Source organism: Acidovorax sp. GW821-FHT10E04 (assembly GCF_059415185.1).
Genome location: NZ_JBWKMT010000002.1, coordinates 126,277 through 151,588 on the forward strand (window position 1 = coordinate 126,277; position 25,312 = coordinate 151,588).

Annotated in this window: 23 protein-coding genes; 7 read left to right on the forward strand and 16 right to left on the reverse strand. The window is 67.0% G+C overall.

Annotated features, from left to right (window positions below; all coding sequences use genetic code 11):
• Positions 1 to 6: 6 nt before the first annotated feature.
• The 4 genes from sdhA to AC07OC_RS05440 form a co-directional block, all read right to left on the reverse strand.
• The gene (gene sdhA / locus AC07OC_RS05425; RefSeq protein WP_218293934.1) at positions 7 to 1,815 is read right to left on the reverse strand and encodes a succinate dehydrogenase flavoprotein subunit; all 1,809 of its coding nucleotides are present in this window, start codon (positions 1,813 to 1,815) and stop codon (positions 7 to 9) included.
• Between the two features lie 25 nt (positions 1,816 to 1,840).
• On the reverse strand, positions 1,841 to 2,206 hold the full coding sequence (gene sdhD / locus AC07OC_RS05430; RefSeq protein ID WP_124515511.1) for a succinate dehydrogenase, hydrophobic membrane anchor protein: 366 nt from the start codon (positions 2,204 to 2,206) through the stop codon (positions 1,841 to 1,843).
• Between the two features lie 65 nt (positions 2,207 to 2,271).
• The gene (gene sdhC, locus AC07OC_RS05435) at positions 2,272 to 2,706 is read right to left on the reverse strand and encodes a succinate dehydrogenase, cytochrome b556 subunit (RefSeq protein ID WP_218293935.1); all 435 of its coding nucleotides are present in this window, start codon (positions 2,704 to 2,706) and stop codon (positions 2,272 to 2,274) included.
• 134 nt (positions 2,707 to 2,840) lie between these two features.
• The gene (locus tag AC07OC_RS05440; protein ID WP_218293936.1) at positions 2,841 to 3,629 is read right to left on the reverse strand and encodes a GntR family transcriptional regulator; all 789 of its coding nucleotides are present in this window, start codon (positions 3,627 to 3,629) and stop codon (positions 2,841 to 2,843) included.
• Between the two features lie 214 nt (positions 3,630 to 3,843).
• Between AC07OC_RS05440 and AC07OC_RS05445 the strand changes: the two genes are divergently transcribed.
• The 5 genes from AC07OC_RS05445 to AC07OC_RS05465 all read left to right on the forward strand — a co-directional run bounded on the left by AC07OC_RS05445 (position 3,844) and on the right by AC07OC_RS05465 (position 12,054).
• Positions 3,844 to 4,830: a malate dehydrogenase gene (locus AC07OC_RS05445; RefSeq protein ID WP_218293937.1), complete on the forward strand. Its 987-nt coding sequence runs from the start codon at positions 3,844 to 3,846 to the stop codon at positions 4,828 to 4,830.
• 13 nt (positions 4,831 to 4,843) lie between these two features.
• A complete protein-coding gene (locus tag AC07OC_RS05450; RefSeq protein ID WP_255591334.1) occupies positions 4,844 to 5,911 on the forward strand; it encodes an HpcH/HpaI aldolase/citrate lyase family protein in 1,068 nt (355 codons plus the stop codon).
• 32 nt (positions 5,912 to 5,943) lie between these two features.
• A complete protein-coding gene (locus AC07OC_RS05455) occupies positions 5,944 to 6,558 on the forward strand; it encodes a hypothetical protein (RefSeq protein WP_218293938.1) in 615 nt (204 codons plus the stop codon).
• 126 nt (positions 6,559 to 6,684) lie between these two features.
• A complete protein-coding gene (gene acnB, locus AC07OC_RS05460; RefSeq protein WP_218293939.1) occupies positions 6,685 to 9,270 on the forward strand; it encodes a bifunctional aconitate hydratase 2/2-methylisocitrate dehydratase in 2,586 nt (861 codons plus the stop codon).
• A 192-nt stretch (positions 9,271 to 9,462) separates the two neighbouring features.
• On the forward strand, positions 9,463 to 12,054 hold the full coding sequence (locus AC07OC_RS05465) for an ankyrin repeat domain-containing protein (protein ID WP_218340676.1): 2,592 nt from the start codon (positions 9,463 to 9,465) through the stop codon (positions 12,052 to 12,054).
• Between the two features lie 122 nt (positions 12,055 to 12,176).
• On the opposite strand, the gene AC07OC_RS05470 is transcribed toward AC07OC_RS05465, so the two are convergent.
• Entirely contained in the window at positions 12,177 to 13,067 is an 891-nt protein-coding gene (locus AC07OC_RS05470; protein WP_494600480.1) for a LysR family transcriptional regulator, read from the reverse strand.
• A 194-nt stretch (positions 13,068 to 13,261) separates the two neighbouring features.
• Here AC07OC_RS05470 and AC07OC_RS05475 point away from each other — a divergent pair, with 194 nt between their 5' ends.
• Positions 13,262 to 14,056 carry a sulfite exporter TauE/SafE family protein gene (locus AC07OC_RS05475; protein ID WP_218340678.1) on the forward strand — a complete coding sequence of 265 codons (795 nt, stop codon included), beginning with the start codon at positions 13,262 to 13,264 and terminating at the stop codon, positions 14,054 to 14,056.
• Between the two features lie 39 nt (positions 14,057 to 14,095).
• On the opposite strand, the gene AC07OC_RS05480 is transcribed toward AC07OC_RS05475, so the two are convergent.
• The 7 genes from AC07OC_RS05480 to cyoA are packed head-to-tail and all read right to left on the reverse strand — an operon-like array spanning position 14,096 to position 20,967.
• Positions 14,096 to 14,647, reverse strand: coding sequence for a response regulator transcription factor (locus tag AC07OC_RS05480; RefSeq protein WP_492254897.1), 552 nt, complete (start codon positions 14,645 to 14,647; stop codon positions 14,096 to 14,098).
• Between the two features lie 8 nt (positions 14,648 to 14,655).
• Positions 14,656 to 15,981 carry an ATP-binding protein gene (locus AC07OC_RS05485; protein WP_218340679.1) on the reverse strand — a complete coding sequence of 442 codons (1,326 nt, stop codon included), beginning with the start codon at positions 15,979 to 15,981 and terminating at the stop codon, positions 14,656 to 14,658.
• A complete protein-coding gene (locus AC07OC_RS05490) occupies positions 15,962 to 16,777 on the reverse strand; it encodes an SURF1 family protein (protein ID WP_218340680.1) in 816 nt (271 codons plus the stop codon). The genes AC07OC_RS05485 and AC07OC_RS05490 overlap by 20 nt, the downstream gene beginning before the upstream one ends.
• 4 nt (positions 16,778 to 16,781) lie before the next feature.
• A complete protein-coding gene (gene cyoD, locus AC07OC_RS05495) occupies positions 16,782 to 17,201 on the reverse strand; it encodes a cytochrome o ubiquinol oxidase subunit IV (protein ID WP_218293946.1) in 420 nt (139 codons plus the stop codon).
• 2 nt (positions 17,202 to 17,203) lie between these two features.
• Positions 17,204 to 17,848, reverse strand: coding sequence for a cytochrome o ubiquinol oxidase subunit III (cyoC, locus tag AC07OC_RS05500; protein WP_494600481.1), 645 nt, complete (start codon positions 17,846 to 17,848; stop codon positions 17,204 to 17,206).
• Positions 17,841 to 19,847, reverse strand: a complete 2,007-nt coding sequence (cyoB, locus tag AC07OC_RS05505) for a cytochrome o ubiquinol oxidase subunit I (RefSeq protein ID WP_494594588.1) — start codon at positions 19,845 to 19,847, stop codon at positions 17,841 to 17,843. The genes cyoC and cyoB overlap by 8 nt, the downstream gene beginning before the upstream one ends.
• Positions 19,848 to 19,905: 58 nt before the next feature.
• A complete protein-coding gene (gene cyoA / locus AC07OC_RS05510) occupies positions 19,906 to 20,967 on the reverse strand; it encodes a ubiquinol oxidase subunit II (protein WP_218293949.1) in 1,062 nt (353 codons plus the stop codon).
• 313 nt (positions 20,968 to 21,280) lie between these two features.
• Between cyoA and AC07OC_RS05515 the strand changes: the two genes are divergently transcribed.
• On the forward strand, positions 21,281 to 22,621 hold the full coding sequence (locus AC07OC_RS05515; protein WP_494594590.1) for an MFS transporter: 1,341 nt from the start codon (positions 21,281 to 21,283) through the stop codon (positions 22,619 to 22,621).
• Positions 22,622 to 22,738: 117 nt separating this feature from the next.
• Here AC07OC_RS05515 and tolA read toward each other — a convergent pair whose 3' ends face one another.
• Genes tolA through ybgC form a run of 4 tightly spaced genes read right to left on the reverse strand, consistent with a single transcriptional unit; the run spans position 22,739 to position 25,312 of the window.
• On the reverse strand, positions 22,739 to 23,704 hold the full coding sequence (tolA, locus tag AC07OC_RS05520) for a cell envelope integrity protein TolA (protein ID WP_218340684.1): 966 nt from the start codon (positions 23,702 to 23,704) through the stop codon (positions 22,739 to 22,741).
• 31 nt (positions 23,705 to 23,735) lie between these two features.
• Positions 23,736 to 24,164 carry an ExbD/TolR family protein gene (locus AC07OC_RS05525; RefSeq protein WP_056170151.1) on the reverse strand — a complete coding sequence of 143 codons (429 nt, stop codon included), beginning with the start codon at positions 24,162 to 24,164 and terminating at the stop codon, positions 23,736 to 23,738.
• 18 nt (positions 24,165 to 24,182) lie between these two features.
• Positions 24,183 to 24,896 carry a protein TolQ gene (gene tolQ, locus AC07OC_RS05530; protein WP_218293952.1) on the reverse strand — a complete coding sequence of 238 codons (714 nt, stop codon included), beginning with the start codon at positions 24,894 to 24,896 and terminating at the stop codon, positions 24,183 to 24,185.
• Positions 24,893 to 25,312 (reverse strand): tol-pal system-associated acyl-CoA thioesterase, encoded by a 420-nt coding sequence (gene ybgC / locus AC07OC_RS05535; protein WP_218340685.1) that lies wholly within the window; start codon positions 25,310 to 25,312, stop codon positions 24,893 to 24,895. Before ybgC ends, tolQ begins: the two co-directional genes overlap by 4 nt.

Genomic DNA, 25,312 nt, shown 5'->3' on the forward strand with positions numbered 1-25,312 from the left:
TACTGTTTAGAACGTACGGACCTTGGGGGGCACGCTGTCCACCGTCAGGGGCTTGAGGTTGACCGGCTTGTAGTCGAGGCGGCTGCCTTCGCTGTACCACAGGGTGTGTTTCATCCACTCCTTGTCGTTGCGGCCCAGCGGGAACTCTGCGTGGTCGGCAGGGTGCTCGTAGTCGTACACGGTGTGGGCGCCACGGCATTCCTTGCGGGCCGCTGCCGAGACCATCGTGGCCTGCGCCACTTCGATCAGGTTGTCCACTTCCAGCGCTTCGATGCGCGCGGTGTTGAACACCTTGGACTTGTCCTTCAGGGTCACGCTGCCGACGCGGCTGCGGATCTCGGCGATCTTCTTGACGCCTTCGTCCATGCTGACCTGGGTGCGGAACACGCCGGCATGCTGCTGCATGGTGGCGCGGATGTCGCCCGCCAGGTTCTGCGCGTAGATGCCTTCGTTCGATTGGTCGAGCTGGTTCAGGCGCTCCAGCGTGCGGTCGGCCGCATCCTTGGGCAGGGGCTTGTGTTCCTTGTTCTTGTTGTTGAACTCGACGATGTGGCGGCCGGCGGCCTTGCCGAACACCAGCAGGTCCAGCAGCGAGTTGGTGCCCAGGCGGTTGGCGCCGTGCACCGACACGCAGGCGCATTCGCCCACGGCGTACAGGCCATTGACCACTTCGTTGTGGATGCCATTGGCCTGGCGCACCACCTGGCCGTTGATGTTGGTGGGCACGCCACCCATCTGGTAGTGGATGGTGGGCACCACGGGGATCGGCTCCTTGGTGATGTCCACGTTGGCGAAGTTGACGCCGATCTCGTACACCGATGGCAGGCGCTTGTGGATGGTGTCCGCGCCCAGGTGGTCGAGCTTGAGCAGCACGTAGTCCTTGTTGGGACCGCAGCCACGGCCTTCCTTGATTTCCTGGTCCATCGAGCGGGACACGAAGTCGCGCGGGGCCAGGTCCTTCAGGGTGGGCGCGTAGCGCTCCATGAAGCGTTCGCCATTGCTGTTGAGCAGGATGGCGCCTTCGCCGCGGCAGCCTTCGGTCAGCAGCACGCCGGCGCCGGCCACGCCGGTGGGGTGGAACTGCCAGAACTCCATGTCCTGCAGCGCGATGCCGGCGCGTGCCGCCATGCCCAGGCCGTCACCGGTGTTGATGAAGGCATTGGTCGAGGCGGCGAAGATGCGGCCCGCACCGCCGGTGGCCAGCAGCACGGTCTTGGCTTCCAGGATGTACAGGTCGCCGGTTTCCATTTCCAGGGCGGTCACGCCCACCACGTCGCCGTCGGCGTCGCGGATCAGGTCCAGGGCCATCCATTCGACGAAGAAATTGGTCTTGGCCTTCACGTTCTGCTGGTACAGCGTGTGCAGCATGGCGTGGCCGGTGCGGTCGGCGGCGGCGCAGGCGCGCTGCACGGGCTTTTCACCGTAGTTGGCCGTGTGGCCGCCGAAGGGGCGCTGGTAGATCGTGCCGTCGGGGTTGCGGTCGAATGGCATGCCGAAGTGTTCCAGCTCGTACACCACCTTGGGGGCTTCGCGGCACATGAACTCGATGGCGTCCTGGTCGCCCAGCCAATCGGAGCCCTTGATGGTGTCGTAGAAGTGGTAGTGCCAGTTGTCCTCGGACATGTTGCCCAGCGAGGCGCTCACGCCGCCCTGTGCCGCCACGGTGTGCGAACGGGTGGGGAACACCTTGGACAGCGAGGCCACGTTCAGGCCTGCGCGGGAGAGTTCAAGCGCGGCACGCATGCCGGAGCCGCCTGCGCCGACGATGACGACGTCGAACTTGCGCTTGGTGATGTTAGCGTTGGTGTAGCTCATTATTTTTTGCCTTCAGTCGGGGGATTCAGAGACGCCACAGAACCTGGATACCCCAGCCAGCACAGCCGACCAGCCAGACGATGCTGAACACCTGCAGCGCCAGGCGCAGGCCCACGGGCTTGATGTAGTCCATCAGGACTTCACGCAGGCCGATCCACGCGTGCCAGGCCAGCGCAATGATCACGGAGAAGGTCAGCACCTTCATCCACTGGGCCGAGAAGATGCCAGCCCACTTGTCGTAGCCGATGGGGCCCTTGGAGAAGATGACCTGGGCCAGCAGGGCCAGGGTGAACAGGGCCATCAGGACCGCCGTGACGCGCTGGCTGAGCCAGTCGCGCAGGCCATAGTGGGCGCCGACGACGACGCGCTTGGAACCGTAATTGACGGACATGGAGATTTCCTATCGTTTTCGGCGGGCACTGCCTGGCAGCAGCCACCGTTTCATGGGTTGATCGATCAGTACAGGCCGAAGAGCTTGGCGCCCAGCACCAGGGCCAGGGCGATGCTGATCGCGAGCACGGTCAGGGCCGAGGTCTTGCCGAATTCCTTGTTCACCGCGCTGTGGCTCACATCCATCCACAGGTGGCGCAGGCCGGCGGTGAAGTGGTGCAGGTACGACCAGATCAGCGCCAGCGCCACCAGCTTGATGAACCAGCCGGGCACGAAGCCGATGCCGATGCTGAACGCCGAAGTGAATTTGGCGAACGAGATTTCGGACGACACCGAGGTGTCGAACATCCAGATGATGAAAGGCAGCAGCAGGAACATGATCAGCCCGCTGCCGCGGTGCAGGATCGAAACCCACGCTGCAGGCGTCATGCGGTAGGTGGTCAGGTCCTTGAAGGCATTGATGTTGCGGAATTCAGGCCGTTTCTTGGCGAGTTCTGTCATGTTGTGTGCTTTCGTGGATGTAACTGCTTTGTAATTTGAAGATGCAAAGAACGCAAAATTCTATTGCAACGCAACAAGCATGGGTTTGTCGCAGGTGGAATGTTCGACGTTTCCGCTCAGGTGCCAGGGTGGTGTCAGCTCAGTTCGTTACGGTAGTGGTGGGTATCGGTGAGGTAGAGGCCCCGCCGTAACTCCATGGGAACGTCGTTGTAGGTGTAGGCGATGCGCTCCACGCTCAGCAGCGGCGTGGCCTGCGGGATCTGCAGCATGGCCGCCTGGTCGGCGTCGGGCAGCACGGCGCGTATTTTCTCCTCGGCGCGCACCATGCGCACGCCAAAGTCGAGCTCGAACATCGCGTAGGTGGGCCCCTGGTAGCTGGCGAGCTGGTCGGTCGTCAGCCCTTTGAAAGCCTGGCCCGGCAGCCAGATGTCCTCCAGGATGGTGGGGACGCCCGCAAACGACAGGATCCGGCGGGCCTGGATCACCGGGTCGGCGCTGCGCAGGGCCAGCGCCCGCGCCACGTCAGCGCTGGCGCGCACGCGCCGGCAGTCCACGACCTGGCGCTGGGCGCGGCCTTCCACGCGGGCATCGCCCGTGTCGGGCATGAGCTTGAGGAAGCGGTATTGCACATGCTGCTCGGCATGGGTGGCCACGAAAGTGCCCTTGCCCTGGCGGCGCATCACGAGGTTTTCGGCCGCCAGCTCGTCGATGGCCTTGCGCACCGTGCCCTGGCTGACCCGAAAGCGCGCGGCCAGGTCCATCTCGCTCGGAATGGACTCGCCGGGCTTCCATTCACCCTGCTGAAGGCTTTGCAGGATGAGACCCTTGATCTGCTGGTACAGGGGGCTGAACGCGGGCGTGGCAGAGCCTGCGCCCGCCGAAGGCTGTGCAGGGGTGTCGGCGTTGAGCGGAAGCGAGGACATGGCGATCAGAAAAATGGCGCGCTGCGCACGGGGGGTGTGCGAGCTTGTTCCAGTCTTCAATCATATCTTATATAAGACATAAGACAAATTGACCGGGGTGCCCAATCGGCGGTACACTCCAAGGCTGTTTTGCGGGGCACGGGCTGCTGGTAACAGGCGCTGGTGCTTGCGTTGCACACACACCTGTTTTCCTCACTTCCCTGGAGTTTTCACCATGAGCAAGAAGCCTGTTCGCGTAGCCGTCACCGGTGCCGCTGGTCAAATCGGTTACGCACTGCTGTTCCGTATCGCCTCCGGCGAAATGCTGGGCAAGGACCAGCCGGTCATCCTGCAATTGCTCGAAGTCCCTGTCGAAGGTCCCCAGAAGGCGCTCAAGGGCGTGATGATGGAACTGGACGACTGCGCATTCCCGCTGCTGGTGGAAATGACCGCTCACAGCGACCCCATGACCGCCTTCAAGGACGCCGACTACGCCCTGCTGGTGGGTTCGCGCCCTCGCGGCCCCGGCATGGAGCGTGCCGAGCTGCTGGCCGTCAACGGCGCCATCTTCACGGCCCAGGGCAAGGCCCTGAACGCCGTGGCCTCGCGCAACGTGAAGGTGCTGGTCGTCGGCAACCCCGCCAACACCAACGCCTACATCGCCATGAAGTCGGCACCTGACCTGCCGCGCAAAAACTTCACCGCCATGCTGCGCCTGGACCACAACCGCGCCGCCAGCCAGATCGCCGCCAAGACGGGCAAGGCAGTGGCTGACATCGAGAAGCTGACCGTCTGGGGCAACCACTCGCCCACGATGTACGCCGACTACCGTTTCGCCACCATCAACGGCGAAAGCGTCGCCAAGATGATCAACGACCAGGAATGGAACGCCAACACCTTCCTGCCCACCGTGGGCAAGCGCGGCGCCGCCATCATCGAAGCGCGCGGCCTGTCGTCGGCTGCCTCGGCCGCCAACGCCGCCATCGACCACATGCGCGACTGGGCCCTGGGCACCAACGGCAAGTGGGTCACCATGGGCATCCCCTCGGACGGCCAGTACGGCATCCCCAAGGACACCATGTTCGGCTTCCCCGTCACCTGCGAAAACGGCGAGTACAAGATCGTTGAAGGCCTGGAGATCGACGCCTTCTCGCAAGAACGCATCGACAAGACCCTGGCCGAACTGCAAGGCGAGCAGGACGGCGTGAAGCACCTGCTGTAAACCAGGGCCCACCATGCAGCCGACGCCACAGGCATCGGGCCTTCGGGCCGCCTCCGTCCCCGCGCAGGGGCAGGGCGCTGCGCTGCCCCATCCGCGCGATGTGCTGCTGGGCGCCCAGGCGCAGACCGGCTTCCTGCCGGTCTGCGACCACTACAGCGGCGTGGAAGCGCGCATGCGCAAGAGCCTGCAACTGCAGGCCGACCTGGCCCGGGAGTTCGGCACCTGCGTCTTCGACGTGACCCTCGATTGCGAGGACGGCGCTCCGATCGGCCTGGAGGCCGAGCATGCCCGCCTGGTCGCCAGCCTCGCCCTGGGCACTGCGGACGGCGCGCGTGTGGCGGCCCGGGTTCATGCGGTGGACCACCCGGCATTCGCCAACGATGTCGCCACGATTGCGGGCACGGCGGGCCACAGGCTCTGCCACATCATGGTGCCCAAGGTGGAGTCCGTGGACGATGTCCTGCGGGTGGAACGGGCGCTGGAGCAGGCATCTGCCGCCCAGGTGCCCATCCATGTCCTGATCGAGTCGCCCGCCGCGGTCCATCGCGCCTTCGAGATTGCCGCCCACCCGCGCGTGCAGAGCCTGAGCTTCGGGCTCATGGACTTTGTGTCCGCCCATGGAGGGGCGATCCCTGCGGCAGGCATGACCTCCTCGGGGCAGTTCTCGCACCCGCTTGTCGTGCGCGCCAAGCTGGAGATTGCAGCGGCCTGCCACGCCCACGGCAAGGTGCCGTCGCACTGCGTGGTGACCGAATTCACCGATACCACGGCCATGCAGGGCGCCGCCAGCCGGGCGGCGCGGGAGCTGGGCTACACCCGGATGTGGAGCATCCACCCGGCGCAGATACGTCCCATCCTGCAGGCATTTGCGCCGCAGCAGGATGACATCGAAATTGCTGCAAAAATAATAGCTGCTGCCGCAGATTCCGACTGGGCTCCGATCAGTTTTGACGATACCTTGCATGACCGTGCCAGCTACCGTTTTTACTGGCAAGTCCTTGAGCGCGCCCACCGCACCGGGCGTGCGCTTCCTCCCGCCGTGCGCCATTGGTTTGACGCCCCGGCCTCCGTTCCGTCGTGAACATTCCTGACTGCTTCCCCGCAGGACCTTCCATGAAATCCTTCATCGCCTCCGCCCTCATGCTGCTGGCCCCAGCCTTCGTGATGGCGCAAACGCCGGCCAAGCCCGAGGCCAAGCCCGGGACCAAGGCCGCCGCGAAGCCGGCCGCCAAGTCCGAAGCGAAAACCGCCAAGACGGCGGACAAGGCCCCCGCCAAGAAGGCCACCGTGGCCAAGAGCGAGGCGACCAGCAGCCGCACGCAGCTCAAGAGCGCCACCAACCAGGTGGCCACCGGCATCATCGCCGCAGAGGCGGCCCTTTCCCCCGAGGAGCTGGCCATCGCCGACCGCGTGCACGTGGGCCGCATTCCCTGCGAGCTGGGCGCATTCGTCACGGTGACGGCCGACCCGGCCACGCCAGGGCACTTCCATGTGGAAGGCAAGGGCTTCAAGTACTTCATGTCGCCCGTGGCCACGACCACCGGCACGGTGCGCCTGGAAGACCAGAAGGGCGGCGCGGTCTGGCTGCAGATCGCCAACAAGTCCATGCTGATGAACCAGAAGCTCGGCCAGCGCCTGGCCGATGAGTGCATGAGCCCGCAGCAGCTGGTGGTGGCCGAGGCCATCAAGAAGAACCCGCCCGTGAGCGTGCTGGAACCCCTGAAATAAGCGCGGGCCTGGCAGGCCTCTTGCAAAGAACGAACGACGAACACGATTGCGCGTGCAGGCGTAGCGGCCATGGGAGCCGCCTGCACCGCGCGCCGCCCCACTTTAGAACGCAACCGGAGAAAAATGATGTTGAAAGCCTACCGTGACCATGTGGCCGAGCGCGCCGCGCTGGGCATCCCACCGCTGCCCCTGACGGCCAAGCAGACCGGCGAGCTGATCGAGCTGCTCAAGAACCCGCCCGCTGGCGAAGAAGCCACGCTGGTGGACCTGATCACGCACCGCGTGCCTGCCGGTGTGGACGACGCCGCCAAGGTCAAGGCCAGCTACCTGGCCGCCGTGGCCCACGGTACCGAAGTCTGCACGCTGATCGGCCGTGAGCGCGCCACGCAGCTCCTGGGCACCATGCTGGGCGGCTACAACCTCACCCCCCTGATCGACCTGCTGGACGACGCGGCCGTGGCCTCCGTCGCCGCCGAAGCGCTCAAGAAGACGCTCTTGATGTTCGACCAGTTCCATGACGTCAAGGAAAAGGCCGACAAGGGCAACACCTTCGCCAAGTCCGTGCTGCAAAGCTGGGCCGACGCCGAGTGGTTCACCAGCCGCCCCGAAGTGCCCCAGAGCATCAAGCTCACCGTGCTCAAGGTCACCGGCGAAACCAACACCGACGACCTGTCGCCCGCGCCCGACGCCTGGAGCCGCCCCGACATCCCGCTGCATGCCCTGGCCATGCTCAAGAACAAGCGCGACGGCATCACGCCCGAAGAAGACGGCAAGCGCGGCCCCATCAAGTTCATCGAAGACCTGCGCGCCCGTGGCAACCTGGTGGCCTACGTGGGCGACGTGGTCGGCACCGGCTCCAGCCGCAAGTCGGCCACCAACAGCGTGCTGTGGTTCACGGGCGAAGACATCCCGTTCGTGCCCAACAAGCGCTTCGGCGGCGTGTGCCTGGGCAGCAAGATCGCTCCCATCTTCTACAACACCATGGAAGATGCCGGCGCACTGCCCATCGAGCTCGATGTGAGCCAGATGAACATGGGCGACGAGATCGAGCTGCTGCCCTATGCCGGCAAGGCATTGAAGGACGGCCAGGTCATCGCCGAGTTCACCGTCAAGAGCGAAGTGCTGTTCGACGAAGTGCGCGCCGGTGGCCGCATTCCGTTGATCATCGGCCGCGGCCTCACGGCCAAGGCCCGCGAGGCTCTGGGCCTGGCGCCTTCCACCCTGTTCCGCCTGCCCCAGGTGCCTGCCGCCACCGGCAAGGGCTTCACGCTGGCGCAGAAGATGGTCGGCCGCGCCTGCGGCCTGCCCGAAGGCCTGGGCGTGGTGCCCGGCACGTACTGTGAACCGCGCATGACCTCGGTCGGCTCGCAGGACACCACCGGCCCCATGACGCGCGACGAACTGAAAGACCTGGCCTGCCTGGGCTTCAGCTCCGACCTGGTGATGCAGTCCTTCTGCCACACGGCCGCTTACCCCAAGCCCGTGGACGTGAAGATGCACCACGAGCTGCCCGACTTCATCAGCACGCGCGGCGGCATCTCGCTCAAGCCCGGCGACGGCATCATCCACAGCTGGCTCAACCGCATGCTGCTGCCCGATACCGTGGGCACCGGCGGCGACTCGCACACGCGCTTCCCCATCGGCATCAGCTTCCCCGCCGGCTCTGGCCTGGTGGCGTTCGCTGCCGCTACGGGCGTGATGCCCCTCGATATGCCTGAATCGGTGCTGGTGCGCTTCAAGGGCAAGATGCAGCCCGGCGTCACGCTGCGCGACCTGGTGCATGCGATCCCCCTGTACGCCATCAAGGCCGGTCTGCTGACCGTGGCCAAGCAGGGCAAGAAGAACATCTTCTCGGGCCGGATCCTGGAAATCGAAGGTCTGCCGGACATGAAGGTCGAGCAGGCGTTCGAGCTGTCCGACGCATCGGCCGAGCGCTCTGCCGCCGGCTGCACGGTGCGCCTGAACAAGGAGCCCGTGATCGAGTACATCAACTCGAACATCGTGCTGCTCAAGAACATGATCGCCCAGGGCTATGCCGACGCACGCACCATCGGCCGCCGCATCAAGGCCATGGAAGCCTGGCTGGCCAATCCCCAGCTGCTCGAACCCGATGACAACGCCGACTACGCCGCCGTGATCGAGATCGACCTGGCCGAGATCACCGAACCCATCGTCTGCTGCCCCAACGACCCCGACGACGCCAAGACGCTGTCGGACGTGGCCGGCGCCGCGATCGACGAAGTGTTCATCGGCTCGTGCATGACCAACATCGGCCACTTCCGCGCGGCCTCCAAGCTGCTCGAAGGCAAGAAGGACATCCCCGTCAAGCTGTGGATGGCACCGCCCACGAAGATGGACGCGCACCAGCTCACCGAAGAAGGCCACTACGGCGTGTTCGGCGCGGCCGGCGCCCGCATGGAAATGCCTGGCTGCTCGCTGTGCATGGGCAACCAGGCCCAGGTGAAGGAAGGCGCCACCGTGATGTCCACCAGCACCCGCAACTTCCCCAACCGCCTGGGCAAGAACACCAACGTCTACCTGGGCTCGGCCGAACTCTCGGCCATCTGCTCCAAGCTGGGCCGCATTCCTTCCAAGGAAGAGTACCTGGCCGACATCGGTGTCATCAACCAGAACGGCGACAAGATCTACCAATACCTGAACTTCGACAAGATCGCCGAGTTCAAGGAAGTGGCAGACGGCGTGGCCGCCTGATTGTTTCCCTCCGGGGAGTGATCCACTGCAAAAAGCGGCCTGCGGGCCGCTTTTTTCATGGCGTTGCGGGTGCCCCGCGCCACGCGCTTGCCACGCCGTGGCCATGGTCCAGACATTTTTTTGTCATGCAAATGTCATGATGGAGTCGCATGCTTGCCGCATAACAACAACAAAAGAAATGGAGGTACATCCATGGCAAGAGGGACAACCGGCAAGGCCGGCACGTTCGGCGCGCGCCTCGCGGTGCTGCTGCTCAGCGCCGCCTTCGCCCTGGGCTTTGGCCTGGGTGGTTACTTCGTCGGGCTCAAGCCGCTGGCCCTGACCCTGCGGGCAGCGTGGGCGGTGCGCGGCTGGCAGCCCGTGCAGGCCCAGGTGCTCGCGGCCGACCTCGCGCGCCACAGCGACGGCGACGGCACCACCTGGCAGGTGCGGGCCCGCTACCGCTATGAATTCGCGGGGCGGCCATACGAAGGCTCCCGCGTCGGGCTCGATCCCACGGAGACGGCCGACAACATCGGCGACTGGCACCAGCGCTGGCACGCGCAGCTGCAAGGCGCCCAGGCCCGCGGCGCGCGCATCACCATCATGGTCGACCCGCGCGAACCCTCGCGTTCCCTCATCGACCCCTCCATCCGCTGGGCCCTGCTGATGTTCCGCCTGCCCTTTGCCCTGGTGTTCACTGCGGTGGGGCTGGGCGCGGCCTGGGTCTTCCTGGCCACCCTGCCAGGACTGGGCACGTCCAGGGAGCCGCAGGGGCAGGGCGGTGGCCGCCCGGGGCCGCAGGCCGGGGTTTCTGCCATCCCCTTGCCCATGGGCTCTGCCGGCAGCCCGCTGGGCGCCGTCTGGTTCTTCACCTTTTTCTGGTGTGGCATTTCCTTTCCCATGGCCGGCATGTTGTGGACCAACCCGCAGTCGCCCTGGTTCGCCAAGGCCTTCATCGGCCTGTTCGTGCTGGTCGGAATGGCCCTGCTGGCCCTTGCGGTGCGACAGACCCACATGGCCTGGCGCTATGCGGGCGCGACCCTTGTCCTGCTGCCGTCAGCACCGCGTGCAGGGCATCCGCTCGAAGTGACCCTGCTGCTCCCCGGGCGCGCCGCCGCCTACCAGCAGGGGCACAGCCTGCAACTGCGCCTGGCCCAGTACCGGGTGGACGAGTCGAGCTCCGGTTCGCCCGAGCGGTGCGTGGAGTCGTTCACCGAAGCCGCGCGCATGCAGCACACGTCCGATGGCGGGTTGCGGCTGGTGGCACGCTTCGAGGTACCGCCCGATGCGCCCCCGCACGGCAGCCAGCGCTCGGGAGAGCGCGTGGACTGGCGCGTGGAACTGCTGCACAACCCGGACGGCGCCGTCGAGCTGACTTACGACCTTCCCGTGCAGGCCGCACCCCGCACCTTCGGTGGGGACGAACTGCCGGATCGTTTTGACCGGCGTGCCGCCTGGCAGCAGGAGGTTCCCATCGTGCCCCTGGGCGAGCAGGAAGAGGAAGAAGAAGGCTCCCGGCCTCTGCCCGCTTCGGTCACGCTGCGGGAAACCCCGCAGGCCTGGCACTACGAATTCGCCCAGGGCGGCTGGCGCTGGGCCGCGGGCCTGGTGCTGGCCGCGCTGTTGCTGGAGTCGGCCATCCACGGCCGGCTGGGCCCGCAGGGGCTGATGCTGCCCCGTGGGTTCTTTGCCGCCGGCGCGTGGATGGCCTTGGCCGCCTTTGCCCTGCATGCGACCACCCGCCACTGGACCCTGACCGTGCAGGACGGCGGCATCACCGCGCGCCGCCACTCCTGGCTCTGGTCGCGCGCCGACACGGTGTCGGGCGCTGCCAGCCGCACCCTGGTGCACAAGCTGCTGCACTCCACGGGCAGCGGCGGCAGCGAGCACCGCTACCACGCGGTGTACGCGCGCGGTGCGGGCGGTGAGCTGGTGCGCCTGACCCCGGGCCTGGCAGGCGAGGCGGCGGCCACGGCCCTGGGGCAATCGCTGGGCCAGGCGTGGGCGCACCGGCGGGGCCGTTTCGCCGCCGGCATGCAGCGGCCCGTGCGGGCGCAGCATTCCCGCCCGGCCTGGGGCGCACTGCTGGTGCTGGCCCTGCTGGGCTGGTGGATCGTGGGGCCCCAGGCTGGCCGCACCGTGGGCCGCGTTGTCGGGGCCGAGGCTTCCGCTTCGGCTGCAACCGCGCCGGCCGTGCCGTATTCCCTCGCGGAGGGTCGCTTGCTCGATGCACAGAATGCCGGCGACGCCCCTGCGCTGCGGGCCGCGCTGTCCGCCGGGGCGAATCCCGACCTGCTCGCGCCCAATGGTTCCTCGGTGCTCATGCTGGCGGCCCACCGTGGCCAGCTCGAGCACATCGAGGCGCTGCTGGGCGCGGGTGCCCAGCCCGACCTGCGCCAGACGCGCAAGGACAGCGAGCGGGGCGACACAGCCCTGCTGCGTGCCTTCTACGGCGGCCATCTGGCGGCGGCACGGCGCCTGGTGCAGGCAGGTGCCAGCCTCTCGGCCCGCAACCGCTGGGACTGGGGGCCCGTGCACATGGCCGCGCAGGGCGGCTGCATCCCATGCCTCGAATGGCTGGATGCGCAAGGCCAGCCGCTCGACGAACCCGCGCCCGCCAGCCGGGGCGAGACCCCCGCGATGCTGGCCGCAGGCAGGGGCCGCGTGGAGGCGCTGCAATGGTTCGCCGACCGTGGCATCGACCTCGCGCGCACGGACGCCCACGGCAAGACCGCGCTGGACTGGGCACGCTTCAAGCAACAGGCCGAGGCCGAGCGGTGGCTGATGGGGCGTGTGCGCTAGGCGCGGCTGGCCGCTCACCGTGAAGCGGTTCCGGCCAGGGCGCCGCACTGCGGGCGGTGCGAGGCGCACGGCAGGGAACAGCAGCGGCGCGAGAAGGGTTTCGTCGGCCGCTCCAGGGCTTTTCAGCCCAGCGCCGGCAGCAAATGCTGCACCAGCTGCTGCGCATGCTGCGGCAATTCGTCGAGCTCGCGCAGGCACAGCACCAGTTGCCGGTCCGCCCAGGCATCGGTCAGGCGCACGGCCTTCACGTGCTGCGCCCGGCTGTGGCGTGCGGCTGCCGCGCGGGGAATGATGCCCACGCCCACGCCCAGCCCCACGAGCTGGCACACCGCCTCGAACTGGCGCAGCCGCACGCGGTAGCGCAGCCGCCGCCCCTGGCGCTGTGCCTGGCGCACCACCAGGGCCTGCAGCGCGCTGCCCTCGGCCAGGCCAACGAAGTCCAGGTGCGCGACGTCGGCCAGCGCCACGCTGCGTTGCGCGGCCAGTGCGTGCCCCTGGGGCACCACCAGCACCAGCGGGTCGGGCCGCAGCACCCGCGTGGACAGGCCTTCGAGGTCCACCGCGTCGGACACCAGGCCCATGTCGCACAGCCCGGCGCGCACCGCATCGGCCACCTCCTGGCTGGAGCGCTCCTCCACGTCCACCGAAATGCGCGGGTGCCGCGCCAGAAAGCCTGCCATGGCCCGCGGCAGGTACTCGCTCAGCGCCGAGCTGTTGCACAGCACGCGCACATGGCCCGCTAGGCCCGCGCCATATTCGCCCAGGTCGCCGCGCAGCAGCTCCATCTGCCGCAGCACCAGCCGCGCGTGGTGCAGCAGCGTGTGGCCCGCGGGCGTGGGCTGCACGCCGCGTTGTTCGCGCAGCAGCAGGGGCACGCCCAGCGCGTCTTCCATGCCGCGTATGCGCTCGCTGGCCGAGGCCAGCGCCATGTGGCTGCGTTCTGCGCCCCCCGTGATGGTGCCTGCTTCGTGCACGTGCACGAAGAGACGCAGGTCGGTGAGGTCAAAGCGCATGGGGCAAACGTACCACATGGCAGGCTTCGGCCGCGCCTGAGGCGGGCTACGCGGCTTCCGCATTTCCAGGGGCGGGGCCATCCGAAACAATGGCCTTTGGCACTGCGTTGCTGGACATGCGGCGGGTGGGTTTCGGACCAGGGGATACCGATGGAACTTGTGATGAATCAGCCGCCTTCCGGGGCGGGGCGCTCATGAACGGGGTTGCCGAGCTGTGGGGCCACGGCATTGCGCCGGGCTGGCTGGCGGGGGCGGCCGCCATTTTCTGGCTGGCCGGCACGGTCAAGGGCGTGGTGGGGCTGGGCTTGCCCACGGTGGCGATGGCCCTCTTGGCCATGCTGGTTCCGCCGGCCCAGGCGGCGGCGTTGCTGGTGGTGCCTTCGCTGGTCACCAATGTCTGGCAGATGCGCCCCTGGCCCGCCGTGTGGCCGCTGGTGCGGCGCCTGGGCGGCATGCAATGCGGAATCTGCCTGGGCACCTGGCTGTGCGCCTGGTGGCTGGGGGCGCCCGCGGGCCCTGGGTCGCGCTTGGCGCTGGGGCTGGCCCTCGCGCTGTACGGCGCCTGGGGCTTGACGGGGACGCGGCGCGTGCTGCCCCTGCCGGCCCAGGGCTGGCAGGGCCCCCTGGTGGGGTTCGCGACCGGTGCCATCGCCGCCGCCACGGGTGTTTTCGTGGTGCCCGCCGTGCCCTATCTGCAGGCGCTGGGCCTGCAGCGCGATGCGCTGGTGCAGGCCATGGGGCTGAGTTTCACGGTCTCCACACTCGCGCTGGCCGCCGGCCTGGCATTCAACGCGAGCTATCCCATGGCGACCGTGGGGCTGTCGGTCGTGATGCTGCTGCCTGCGCTGGCGGGCATGGCGTGTGGGCAGCGGCTGCGGGCCCGGATGTCACCCGTGTGGTTTCGGCGCAGCCTCATGCTGGGCCTGCTGGCCCTGGGCGTGGCCATGGTGGTGGATGTGCTGGCATGGCATGGTTTTGCGTCGCGCTAGGGCGCTGCGCGGGGCGCTGTTTCCTCGCCCGCCCGCCCGTTACCGGACCTGCTTTTTCTCCAGCTTGCGGGTGAGGGTGCGGCGGTGCATGCCCAGGCGCCTTGCCGCTTCCGAGAGATTGAAGCCGGTTTCGGCCAGCACTTCGTTGATGCGCTCCCATTCCAGGGTCTTGATGGAGCTGGACCGGTTCGTCAGCTCCACGTCGGTGTTGCCCGCCTTGAGCCCGAAGGCGGCCTCGATGTCGTCGGTATTGGACGGCTTGGCGAGGTAGTGGCATGCGCCCAGCTTCACGGCCTCCACCGCCGTGGCGATGCTGGCAAAGCCTGTGAGCACCACGATGAGCATGGCCTCGCTGGCCGCATGCAGCTTCTGCACGCAGACCAGGCCCGAGGCTTCGCCCTTGAGCTTGAGGTCCACCACCGCATAGCCGGGCGTGTGCTGTGCGAGCAGGGCTTCGACCTCGGGAAGGCCCGTGGCCTGCAGCACGCGGTAGCCGCGCCGCTCGAACGAGCGCGCCAGCGTGCGGGCAAAGGCCTCGTCGTCTTCCACGATCAGCAACAGGCGTTCTTCTTTTTCTGTGTCGGTATCCATGATGCGCGTCAGGCTCCAGGCAAGGCGATCGCTGCCAGCGGCAGCTCTATGGTGACTTCGGCACCCCCTTCGGGGCGGTTGTGCGCCGTGACGCTGCCGCCCAGCGTGCGTGCCACGTTGAGCACGAGGTACAGGCCCAGCCCGCCCCCGGGGCGCTCCTTGGTGGACTGGTAGGGGGTTCCCAGCCTTGCCAGCATGCCCGGCGCAAAACCGGGCCCTGCGTCGGTGACGGTGATGCGCAGCGCATCGGCGCTGCGCGTGATGGCCAGGCGCACCCATGCCGGCGAGGCGTCGCGCGCATTGTCGAGCACATTGAAAACCATCTGCTGGAGCGTGGTGTCCGACACCATGGGCGTGTCGGCGCCGAAGTCGTTGTCGTACACGAACCGCGGCATCGACCGCGTGCTGCGCCATTCCTCTGCCAGGGCATCGACGAAGGTGCGCACGGTGGTCTGCACCGAAGCTTCCCCGCGGGTCTCTCCGGCCGAGAGCAGGATGCCGCTCACGATGCTCTTGCAGCGCTGCACCTGGGCCTGCATCTCGCCGATGTCTTCCTGCAGCGGTTCATGGGCCGCCAGGCGCTCATCGCGTCGCCAGTCGCCCAGGATCACGGCCAGGGTGGACAGCGGGGTGCCCAGCTCGTGCGCGGCGCCCGAGGCCAGCAGCCCCATGCGCACGATGTGTTCCTCTTCCACGCGGCGCCGGCGCGCGGCCGCCAGGCGCGCATCGCGCTCGCGCAGGTTCAGGCTGATGCGCGTGATGAAGACGACGACCAGGGTGGCATTGAGCGCGAAGCAGACCAGCAGCCCGATCACGTACAGGCTGGACAGGCCCTGGTGCAGGTCCTGCGGCAGCTCCAGGGGCAGGTGGTAGACGGCCAGCAAGCCGAAGCACAGCAGCGTGGTGATCACGATGGACCAGATGTAGGCGCCGCGCAGCAGCACGGCCCCCAGCGTGATCTGCAGCAGGTACAGAAACACGAACGGGTTGCTGGTGCCGCCGCTCAGGTAGAGCTGTACCGTGAGCACGGCGACGTCGATCAGCAGCGCCAGGAAAAGCTCCACGTTGCGCACCACCACGGGGCCCATGCGCAGGCGCAGCAGGCTGGCCACGTTGAAAAGCGCAAGGCATCCCACCACCAGCAGCATTTCGCGCTGCGGCAGCACCAGGCCCAGGCTGTAGTGCGCCATCTCGATGGTGAACACCTGTCCGACCACGGCGATCCAGCGCAGCTGGATCAGCTGCTGGAGGTTCTTGATGCCCGCCGCGGCATCGGCCGAGCGGGCATTGCGCTGCGGCAGGGCGGTGGCGGCGTCAGGGCGAAGGGGGTTCATCGGTGGTCGTGGGGCGGCGGGAAGGGCCATGCCGGCGGCGTTCATAGCGTGCCACATACCAGCCGGCGCCTGCAACCATGAGCGCGAGCCCGTACCAGGTCGCCGCGTACACCAGATGGCTGTTGGAAAAACGGATCACCGTCATGCCCGGGCGGGGCCAGGTCTGCACGGAAGGCGCGCCGCCAGCGGCGGGCAGGCCCGCATCCACGAAGAAGGGCGCGGCGCGGGGCAGCCCCAGTGCCTGGCTGATGGCGGCCACGTCGCGCGAGTGCCAGCGTTGCTGCGCGGGATCATTGGTCCGCAGAAAACCGCCGCCAGGCTCCGAGATCCTCAGCAGTCCTTCCACGGTGGCCACGGGCCGGGGTGGCTGCGCCCCTCCCGTGAGCCACTGGTTGCGCTGCGCCTGCGGTACAAAACCGCGGTTCACGAGCACCTGCGTGCCGTCGTCCAGCTGCAGCGGGGCCATGACCCAGAAGCCCGCGCCCAGCTCCGTCACCGCCTGGGTGAGGACCGTCTTGTCTGCCAGCCACCGGCCCTGCAGGGTGACGGCAAGGTATTCGTGGTCTGCCGCGTTGACCCGGGGCCACTGGCTGGCCGGTGGCGCCGCCACGGGAGCCGCATGCACCCGGTGCTCCACGCGCTCCATGAGCGCGAGCTTCCACGCGCGGCGCTGGACCTGCCACGTGCCCAGGGCGGCAAATGCCGAGAACAGGGCGATGCCCACGAGCACGAGGGCCGCTTGGCGGAGCCGCCGCTGGGCGAAGGGCGCGTGCGCGGGGGAGGGCTCTGGCGTCAAGGTGTCAGGGCGTCGAATGCCCCGGCGCTTCGTGCGCCGGCGGCGTGGGAGTGGGGTGCGCGGGCATCATGTTGGCATTCATGTGGAACATGACCCACAGCGTGCCGCTGATGGCGATGGCCACGAATACCACGGTGAAGATGGTGGACAAGAGGGTCCATCCCCCCTCGACCTTGCCGTTCATGTGCAGGAAATACACCATGTGCACCAGGATCTGCACCACGGCGAAGGCGCCCAGCACCAGCACGGCGGTGTTGCGGTCGGCGATCACCTTGGCCATGACCAGCCAGAAGGGGATGGCCGTGAGAACGACCGACAGCACGAAGCCGATCGTGTAGTCGCGCAGGCTGCTGTGCGGCCCCACCTCATGGGGGTGATCGCCGTGGCCGTGGGCATCGTGTGCGTGTGTGTGTTGCGCGCTCATGGTTACAGCACCCCCATCAGGTACACAAAGGTGAAGACGCCGATCCAGACCACGTCCAGAAAGTGCCAGAACATCGACAGGCACATCAGGCGGCGCTTGTTTTCATGGATCAGGCCATGCTTGCCGATCTGCACCATCAGCACCACCAGCCATACGAGGCCGAAGGTCACGTGCAGGCCGTGGGTGCCCACCAGCGTGAAGAAGGCCGACAGGAAGGCGCTGCGCTGGGGCGTGGCGCCCTGGTGGATCAGGTGGGCGAACTCATAGAGTTCGAGGCCCAGGAAGCACAGGCCGAAGAAGCCCGTCACGGCCAGCCACAGCAGCGTGCCCTTGGCGTCGCCCAGCTGCTTGCGCAGCATGGCGAAGCCGAAGGTGATGGACGACAGCAGCAGGAAGGCCGTGTTGATGGCCACCAGCGTCAGGTCGAACAGCCGCGCGCCGGTGGGGCCGGCCGCGTAGCTGCGGCCGAGCACGCCGTAGGTGGCGAACAGGGCGGCGAAGATGAGGCAGTCGCTCATCAGGTAGAGCCAGAAGCCCAGGGCCGTGCCGTTCTCGGGATGGGGCTCGTGCGCCAGGTGGTAGTCGCGCGGCGCGAGCGCCGCGCTGGCGGCGCCTGCCGCGCCGGGGGTGTATCGGATATCAGACATGGCTGGCACGCAGTTGTTGGGTGCGGTGGTTTTCCGTCTTGGCCACGGTGGAGGCCGGGATGTGGAAGTCGCGCTGGTAGTTGAACGTGTGGATGATGGCCGCCAGGACCACGGCCGCGAACGACACGCCCGCGAGCAGCCACATGTGCCAGATCAATGCGAAGCCCAGCACCAGGGACAGGGCCGAGATCACGGCGCCCGATCCGGTATTGGCAGGCATGTGGATGGGCTGGAAACCGGCGAGGGGACGCCGGTAGCCATGCTTCTTCATGTCCCACCACGCGTCAATCTCGTGCACCACGGGCGTGAATGCGAAGTTGTAGTCGGGCGGGGGCGAGGACGTGGCCCATTCCAGCGTGCGCGCGTCCCACGGGTCGCCCGTGTGGTCGCGCAGCTCTTCGCGCTTCAGGTAGCTCACCACGATCTGGATCAGGAAGCAGGCAATGCCGGCCGCGATCATGGCCGCGCCGACGGCTGCGATCACGAACCAGATCTGCAGGGACGGGTCTTCGAAATGGTTGGCACGGCGCGTGACACCCATCAGGCCCAGCACGTACAGCGGGCCGAACGCCACCCAGAAGCCCACCACCCACAGCCAGAAGGAGCGCACGCCCCAGGTGCGGTCCAGCTTGTAGCCGAAGGCCTTGGGGTACCAGTAGTTGATGCCCGCGAACAGGCCGAACAGCACGCCCCCGATGATCACGTTGTGGAAGTGGGCGATCAGGAACAGGCTGTTGTGCAGCACGAAGTCGGCCGGTGGCACGGCCAGCAGCACGCCGGTCATGCCGCCGATGGCGAACGTCACCATGAAGGCCACGGTCCACATCATGGGCAGCTCGAAGCGGATGCGGCCCTTGTACATGGTGAACAGCCAGTTGAAGATCTTCGCGCCCGTGGGGATCGAGATGATCATCGTCGTGATGCCGAAGAACGTGTTCACGCTCGCTCCCGAGCCCATGGTGAAGAAGTGGTGCAGCCACACCAGGTACGACAGGATGGTGATCACCACCGTGGCATACACCATGGAGGTGTAGCCGAACAGGCGCTTCCTGCAGAACGTGGCCACCACTTCGGAGAAGATGCCGAAGCACGGCAGGATCAGGATGTACACCTCGGGGTGGCCCCAGATCCAGATCAGGTTCACGTACAGCATGGCGTTGCCGCCCAGGTCGTTCGTGAAGAAGTTGGTGCCGGCATAGCGGTCCAGCGACATCAGCACGAGCGCGGCCGTGAGCACCGGGAACGAGGCCACGATCAGCGCGTTGGTGCACAGGGCCGTCCAGGTGAAGACGGGCATCCTCATCAGGTTCATCCCCGGCGCGCGCATCTTGATGATGGTGACGATCAGGTTGATGCCCGAGAGCGTGGTGCCCACCCCCGCGATCTGCAGCGCCCAGATGTAGTAGTCCAGCCCCACGCCGGGGTCCTGCGCGCCGAGGTTGGACAGGGCCAGCCAGCCGGAGGTGGAGAACTCGCCCAGGAACAGCGACACCATCACCAGCACGGCGCCGGCCGTGGTCATCCAGAAGCTGAAGTTGTTGAGGAACGGGAACGACACGTCGCGTGCGCCGATCTGCAGCGGCACGAGGTAGTTCATCAGGCCCGTGACCAGCGGCATGGCCACGAAGAAGATCATGATCACGCCGTGGGCGGTGAAGATCTGGTCGTAGTGGTGCGGCGGCAGGTAGCCCATGTTGTCGCCAAAGGCCATGGCCTGCTGCAGGCGCATCATCACGGCGTCGGCAAAGCCGCGCAGCAGCATCACCACGCCCAGGATCATGTACATGATCCCGATCTTCTTGTGGTCGATGCTGCAGATCCAGTCGCGCCACAGGGTGCCCCACAGGCGGAACCTAGTGATGGCGGCCATCACGGCCAGCCCACCCAGCACGGTGGCGACAAAGGTCCAGAGCACGATGGGCTCGTGCGCCATCGGTATGGAATCCCAGGTGATGCGGCCCAGGGCCCAGTGGGGTGCGGTAACAGGTGAGGAGGACATGGCGGTCAGTCTTCTTGGGCGTGGGCGCCGGCGGCCGGCAGGGCGGGGCTGGGGCGGGTCATTGGGCGGCGGTGCTGCGGGTGGAAATGGCGTGGCGCGACTCGAGGGCGGCCACCACCTGGGCGGCGTTCTGCGAGGTGCACACGTCCTGGGGCAGGTTCAGGCCCATGGCGCGCACGTAGGCATCGCCACCGTTCTCGTCGATGGCCATCATGTGGTGCATGCACATCTTGCCGTCCTCGACGCAGCGGTTGAGCACCTTGTCGTACAGGCCTTCTTCCACGCTGGCAAAGCGCTGCACGGGGTCGCGTTCGCTGGGCTTGGCCAGGGCCATGTAGGCCTGGCGGGTCAGGGGCTTGCCCTCGGACCGGGCCCTGGCGACCCACTGCTCGAAGTCGCCCTGGACCAGGCCGTGGAACTTGAAGGTCATGCCCGAAAAGCCCGAGCCGCTGTAGTGTGACGCCATGCCGTGGAACACGCCGGGCTGGTTGATCACGGCGTTCAGCTCGGTCTGCATGCCGGGCATCGCGTAGATCATGCCGGCGAGGTCGGGCACGTAGAAAGCGTTCATGGTGGACGTGGCCGTGAGCTTCAGGAGAATGGGCCGGTCCACCGGCGCCGCCAGTTCATTGACCGTGGCGATGCCCAGCTCGGGATACAGGAACAGCCACTTCCAGTCCATGGCCACCACCTGCACTTCCATGGGGGTGGATTGCGTGTCCAGGGGCTTGGTGGCCGAGATGCGGTCCAGCGGACGGTACGGGTCGAGCTTGTGCGTGCCGATCCAGGTCAGCGCGCCCAGGGCGATGATGATCATGAGCGGCACCGTCCAGATCACCAGCTCCAGGGTGGTGGAATGGTGCCAGTCGGGGTCGTAGTCTTCCTCGGTGTTGGCGGTGTTGTTCTGGCGGTACTTCCAGGCAAACCACAGGGTGAGGGCGATCACCGGCACGATGATGATGAGCATCAGCAAGGTGGCCTGGATGACCATGTGGCCCTGCTGGGCCGCGATGTCGCCCGCCGGGTTGAGGACCACCGCCTTGCTGCAGCCGGCCAGGCCGCCCAGGGCAGCAGCGGCGGCGAGCCAGGCAGGCCCGCGAAAGTGAGGAAGTTTGAACATGTGAAAGGCGCTACCAAGGCGTTGATTCGAGGGTAAACGCGGATGTCGGGATACCGCAGAATGTAATATCGCTAGCTTTTTTGTCCATTGGACATTTTGTCCAGGGTCAAAGGTTGTTGCCCCCCATCCAGGGCATGGGGGCAGAGCCGGCGTTGTCCTGCACGGCGCCCTGGCCCAGGCGTACTTGTCCCGGGGCAGGCTTGCGGGTAAAACCTAGGTACCCGGTGCCTTTGCGGGCAGCGCGATCACTGAAAATCAGGCGGACGAGCCCAGCCGTCCTGGTTTTTTCCGACAACGACAAGGAGTCCTGTTCATGAGCAGCCCCGCCTCTGCCACCTACCCCGCGGCCGGCTTCGAAGAAAGCCCAGCCTCTCTCTCCCGGGCGGACACGCATGAAGATGTCACTCCCAGCGAAATCGCCGTGGGCGTGATCATCGGGCGGTCGTCCGAGTATTTCGACTTCTTCGTTTTCGGGATCGCCTGCGTGCTGGTGTTCCCGTCGTTTCTGTTTCCCTTCATGTCGCGCCTGGATGGCACGCTCGCCGCCTTTGCGCTGCTGGCCGTGGCGTTCGTGGTGCGGCCCGTGGGCACGGCCATTTCCATGGCCATCCAGCGGCGCTGGGGGCGGGGCACGAAGCTGACCATCGCGCTGTTCCTGCTGGGGGTGTGCACGGTGGCCATGGCCTTCCTGCCGGGTTACAAGGACGTGGGCATGACCGCCATCGTGGCGCTGCTGATCCTGCGCATCGGCCAGGGGCTGGCGCTCGGCGGCTCGTGGGACGGCCTGCCGTCGCTGCTGGCGATGTCCGCCCCCCGGCACCGCCGGGGCTGGTACGCCATGATCGGGCAGCTGGGCGCGCCGCTGGGGTTTGTCTTGGCCGCGGGCCTGTTTGCCTATCTGTACAGCAGCCTCACCGTCGAGGAATTCCTGGCCTGGGGCTGGCGCTATCCGTTCTTCGTGGCGTTCGCGGTGAACGTGGTGGCCTTGTTCGCCCGCCTGCGCCTCGTGGTGGGCCAGTCGTACGCCGAACTGCTGCAGGAGCGCGAACTGCAACCCGTGCCCGTGAGCCGCGTGGTGCGCGACGAAGGCAGCAATGTGCTTTTGGGTGCTTTCGCCGCGCTGGCGAGTTTTGCGCTGTTCCATCTGGTCACGGTGTTCCCGCTGTCGTGGATCACGCTGTACTCGGAACAACCCGTCACGCAGATTCTGGGGGTGCAGATCGTGGGCGCCTTCCTGGCGGCGGGGGCCATCATGGTGTCGGGCTGGCTGTCGGACCACCTGGGCCGCCGCAAGCTGCTGGGCGGCATGGCGGTGATGATTGGCGTGTTCAGCTTCATGGCGCCGGTGTTGCTCAACTCCGGCGAGGTGGGCAGCACCATGTTCCTGCTGCTGGGCTTCGTGCTGCTGGGCCTGTCGTACGGCCAGGCTTCTGGCACGGTGACTGCCAATTTCTCGCCCCAGTACCGCTACACGGGCGCCGCCTTGTCGGCCGACCTGGCCTGGATCATTGGCGCCGCCTTCGCGCCCCTCGTGGCCCTGTACCTGTCCTCCCAATTCGGGCTGCTGGCGGTGACGGTGTATTTGCTGTCCGGCGTGGCCTGCACATTGGGTGCCCTCAATCTGAACCGCCGCATGGAGCGGCGCGACCGGTAGCAACGGCGGGTATTTTGCTATCGAATAGATAGCTTCTGGCGCTTACCCATCAAGCGCTGGAGGTCAAAAAGCAAAAGAAAAAGCGCCCGGAAGTACCGGGCGCTTTGTTTTGGGGGCTCAGTCCTGCGGCCTGAAACCGATGGTCAGGGAAGGCGGCACGCGTCCATCCACGTCGCGCGGCAGGGTCTCGGTCTTGTCCAGCGCGCGCAGCACGGCTTCGTCCCAGGCCTTGTTGCCGCTGGACTGCACGAGGCGCTTGCCGACGATGGTGCCATCGGGCGACAGGCGCACCTCCACCTCCGCGCGCGGGTTGCCCGAGATCGCATCGGGGTACACGATGTTGGGCTTGACCTTGGCCGCCACCTTGCCGCCGTAGCTGCCCGAGGGGCCGGCGCTGCGCTGCGCGGTGCCGGTGGCATTTTCGCTGCCGGTGGCGCCCGCCAGGCCCTGCATGCGCCGCAGGTTGTCCTCGCGCTGCTTGGCCAGCTGCTTTTCCTCGGCCTCTGTCCTGCGCTTGGTGGCTTCTTCCGCCTTGCGCTTGTCTTCGGCCAGCTTCTTTTGCTTGTCCTGCTCGGCCTTCTTCTGCTCGGCCAGCTGCTTTTCACGCTGCTCTTTTTCCTTTTCCTTTTGCAGGCGTTCCTTCTTCTCCTGCTCCAGGCGGTCGCGGCGCTCGTCTTCCTTGCGTTCACGTTCGCGCTTTTCACGCTCCTGCTGCTGTTCGCGGGCCTTTTTTTCCTGTTCCAGGCGCTTCTTTTCACGCTCGATGGCGATGTCGGCCTCGCGCGTGTCCGGCGGTTCCACCGCGCGGGGCGGTGGCGGTGGTGGCGGCGGCGTGGGGGTGCGGACTTCGGGGGGAGCGGGCGGCGGTGGCGGGGGCTCCACGGCACGGGGCGCGGCCTGCTGGGGCACGGCGGCCCAGAGCTCGGCCTCCACCGCGGGCTGGTCGGCGCTGCTCTTCCAGTTCACGCCCCAGGTCAGCGCGCCGATCAGCACCGCGTGCACCAGCACCGCCAGCGTGATGGCGCGCAGGCGTGCCGGCGGGCGGGGCGGGGCAAACTGGTCGCGGTCGGTGTGGGCGTGCATGGGCGGTGAGAGTGCGGAGCGCGGTTTCGGTTCAGCCGCCCTGCTTGACGGACAGGCCCACCCGTTGCACGCCCGCCTTCTGCAGGGCGTCCATCGCCTTCACCACGTTTTCGTACTGCACACCCTTGTCGGCGCTGATGACCACCGCGCTCGCGCTGTCCGCGCCCTGGGCCTTCTGCCAGCGGCTGGCGGCATCGCCGATCTCGCGCTGGCTCAGGCTGCGCGTGGCCTCGGGGGTCTTGAACTGGAGCGAGCCGTCCTTGTTGACGATGACCTGGGCCACCACCTTGGGCATGTTCTTGCCCTTGCCCACGCTGGGCACGTCGACCACGCCGGGCGTGAGCATGGGGGCCGTCACCATGAAGATGATGAGCAGCACCAGCATCACGTCGATGAACGGGACCATGTTGATCTCGTTGATGGTGCGGCGGCCTCGGCCGCGGGATGCCATGGCGGGCATGGTGTGGCGCTCCTGCGGTTAGTGGCCGGAGGCCGATGGGGCGGGGGCCGCCGGGTGCGCGCCCAGGTTGCGCTGCAGGATGTTGGAGAACTCCTCGATGAAGGTCTCCTGGTGCGTGGCCACGCGGTCGATGTCGCGCGCGAAGCGGTTGTAGGCGATCACGGCCGGGATGGCGGCGAACAGGCCGATGGCGGTGGCCACCAGGGCTTCGGCGATGCCCGGCGCCACGGTGGCCAGCGTGACCTGCTCCATGCCGGCGAAGCCGGTGAACGCATGCATGATGCCCCACACCGTGCCGAACAGGCCCACGTACGGCGAGACCGAGCCCACCGAGGCCAGGAACGATAGGCTGGATTCGACCACGTCCATCTCGCGCTGGAAGCTCGCGCGCATGGCGCGGCGTGCGCCGTCGAGCAGGGTGCCGGGGTCCACGATGCGGCGCTCGCGCAGCTTCTGGTACTCGCGCATGCCGCTGGCGAAGATGCGTTCCATGGGGCCGGCCTGCTTGGCGTTCTGCGCGGCGCTGGCGTACAGGTCGTTGAGGCTGGTGCCCGACCAGAACTCGCGTTCGAAGTCGTCGTTGAGCGTCTTCACGCGCTTCAAGGAAAACAGCTTGCGGAAGATGGCCGCCCAGCTGGCGACCGACACGCCCAGGAGCAGCAGCATCACGAGTTGCACCACCCAGCTGGCGTGCAGCACCAGGGAGATGATGGACATGTTTTGGGAGTTCATGGTGAGAGTTGTTCCAGGAGGGTGCTCGGTATTCTTGCAGGGCGCATCGTCGCGGCATCGACCCATCCGATGCGGATGGTGCCTTCGGTCAGCAACAGGGGAGGCTGTTCGGTCATCTGCTCTGGTTTCAGGAGCGCCTGCTGCACTATTGTCAACGATGCGCGGCCTGGGGCCTGCAGGGCGGCGGTAACAATCAGTTCATCGTCCAGCCGGGCGGGCCGGTGGTAGCGCAGCTGCGCATCGGTTACGACAAACATGCCGCCGGTTTGTTCCCGCAATCGCTGCTGGCCCACGCCCAGCGAGCGCAGCCATTCGGTCCGGGCGCGCTCGAAGAACTTGAGGTAGTTGGCATAGAACACGATGCCGCCGGCATCGGTGTCCTCCCAGTAGACGCGGATGGGGAACTCAAAGCCCAT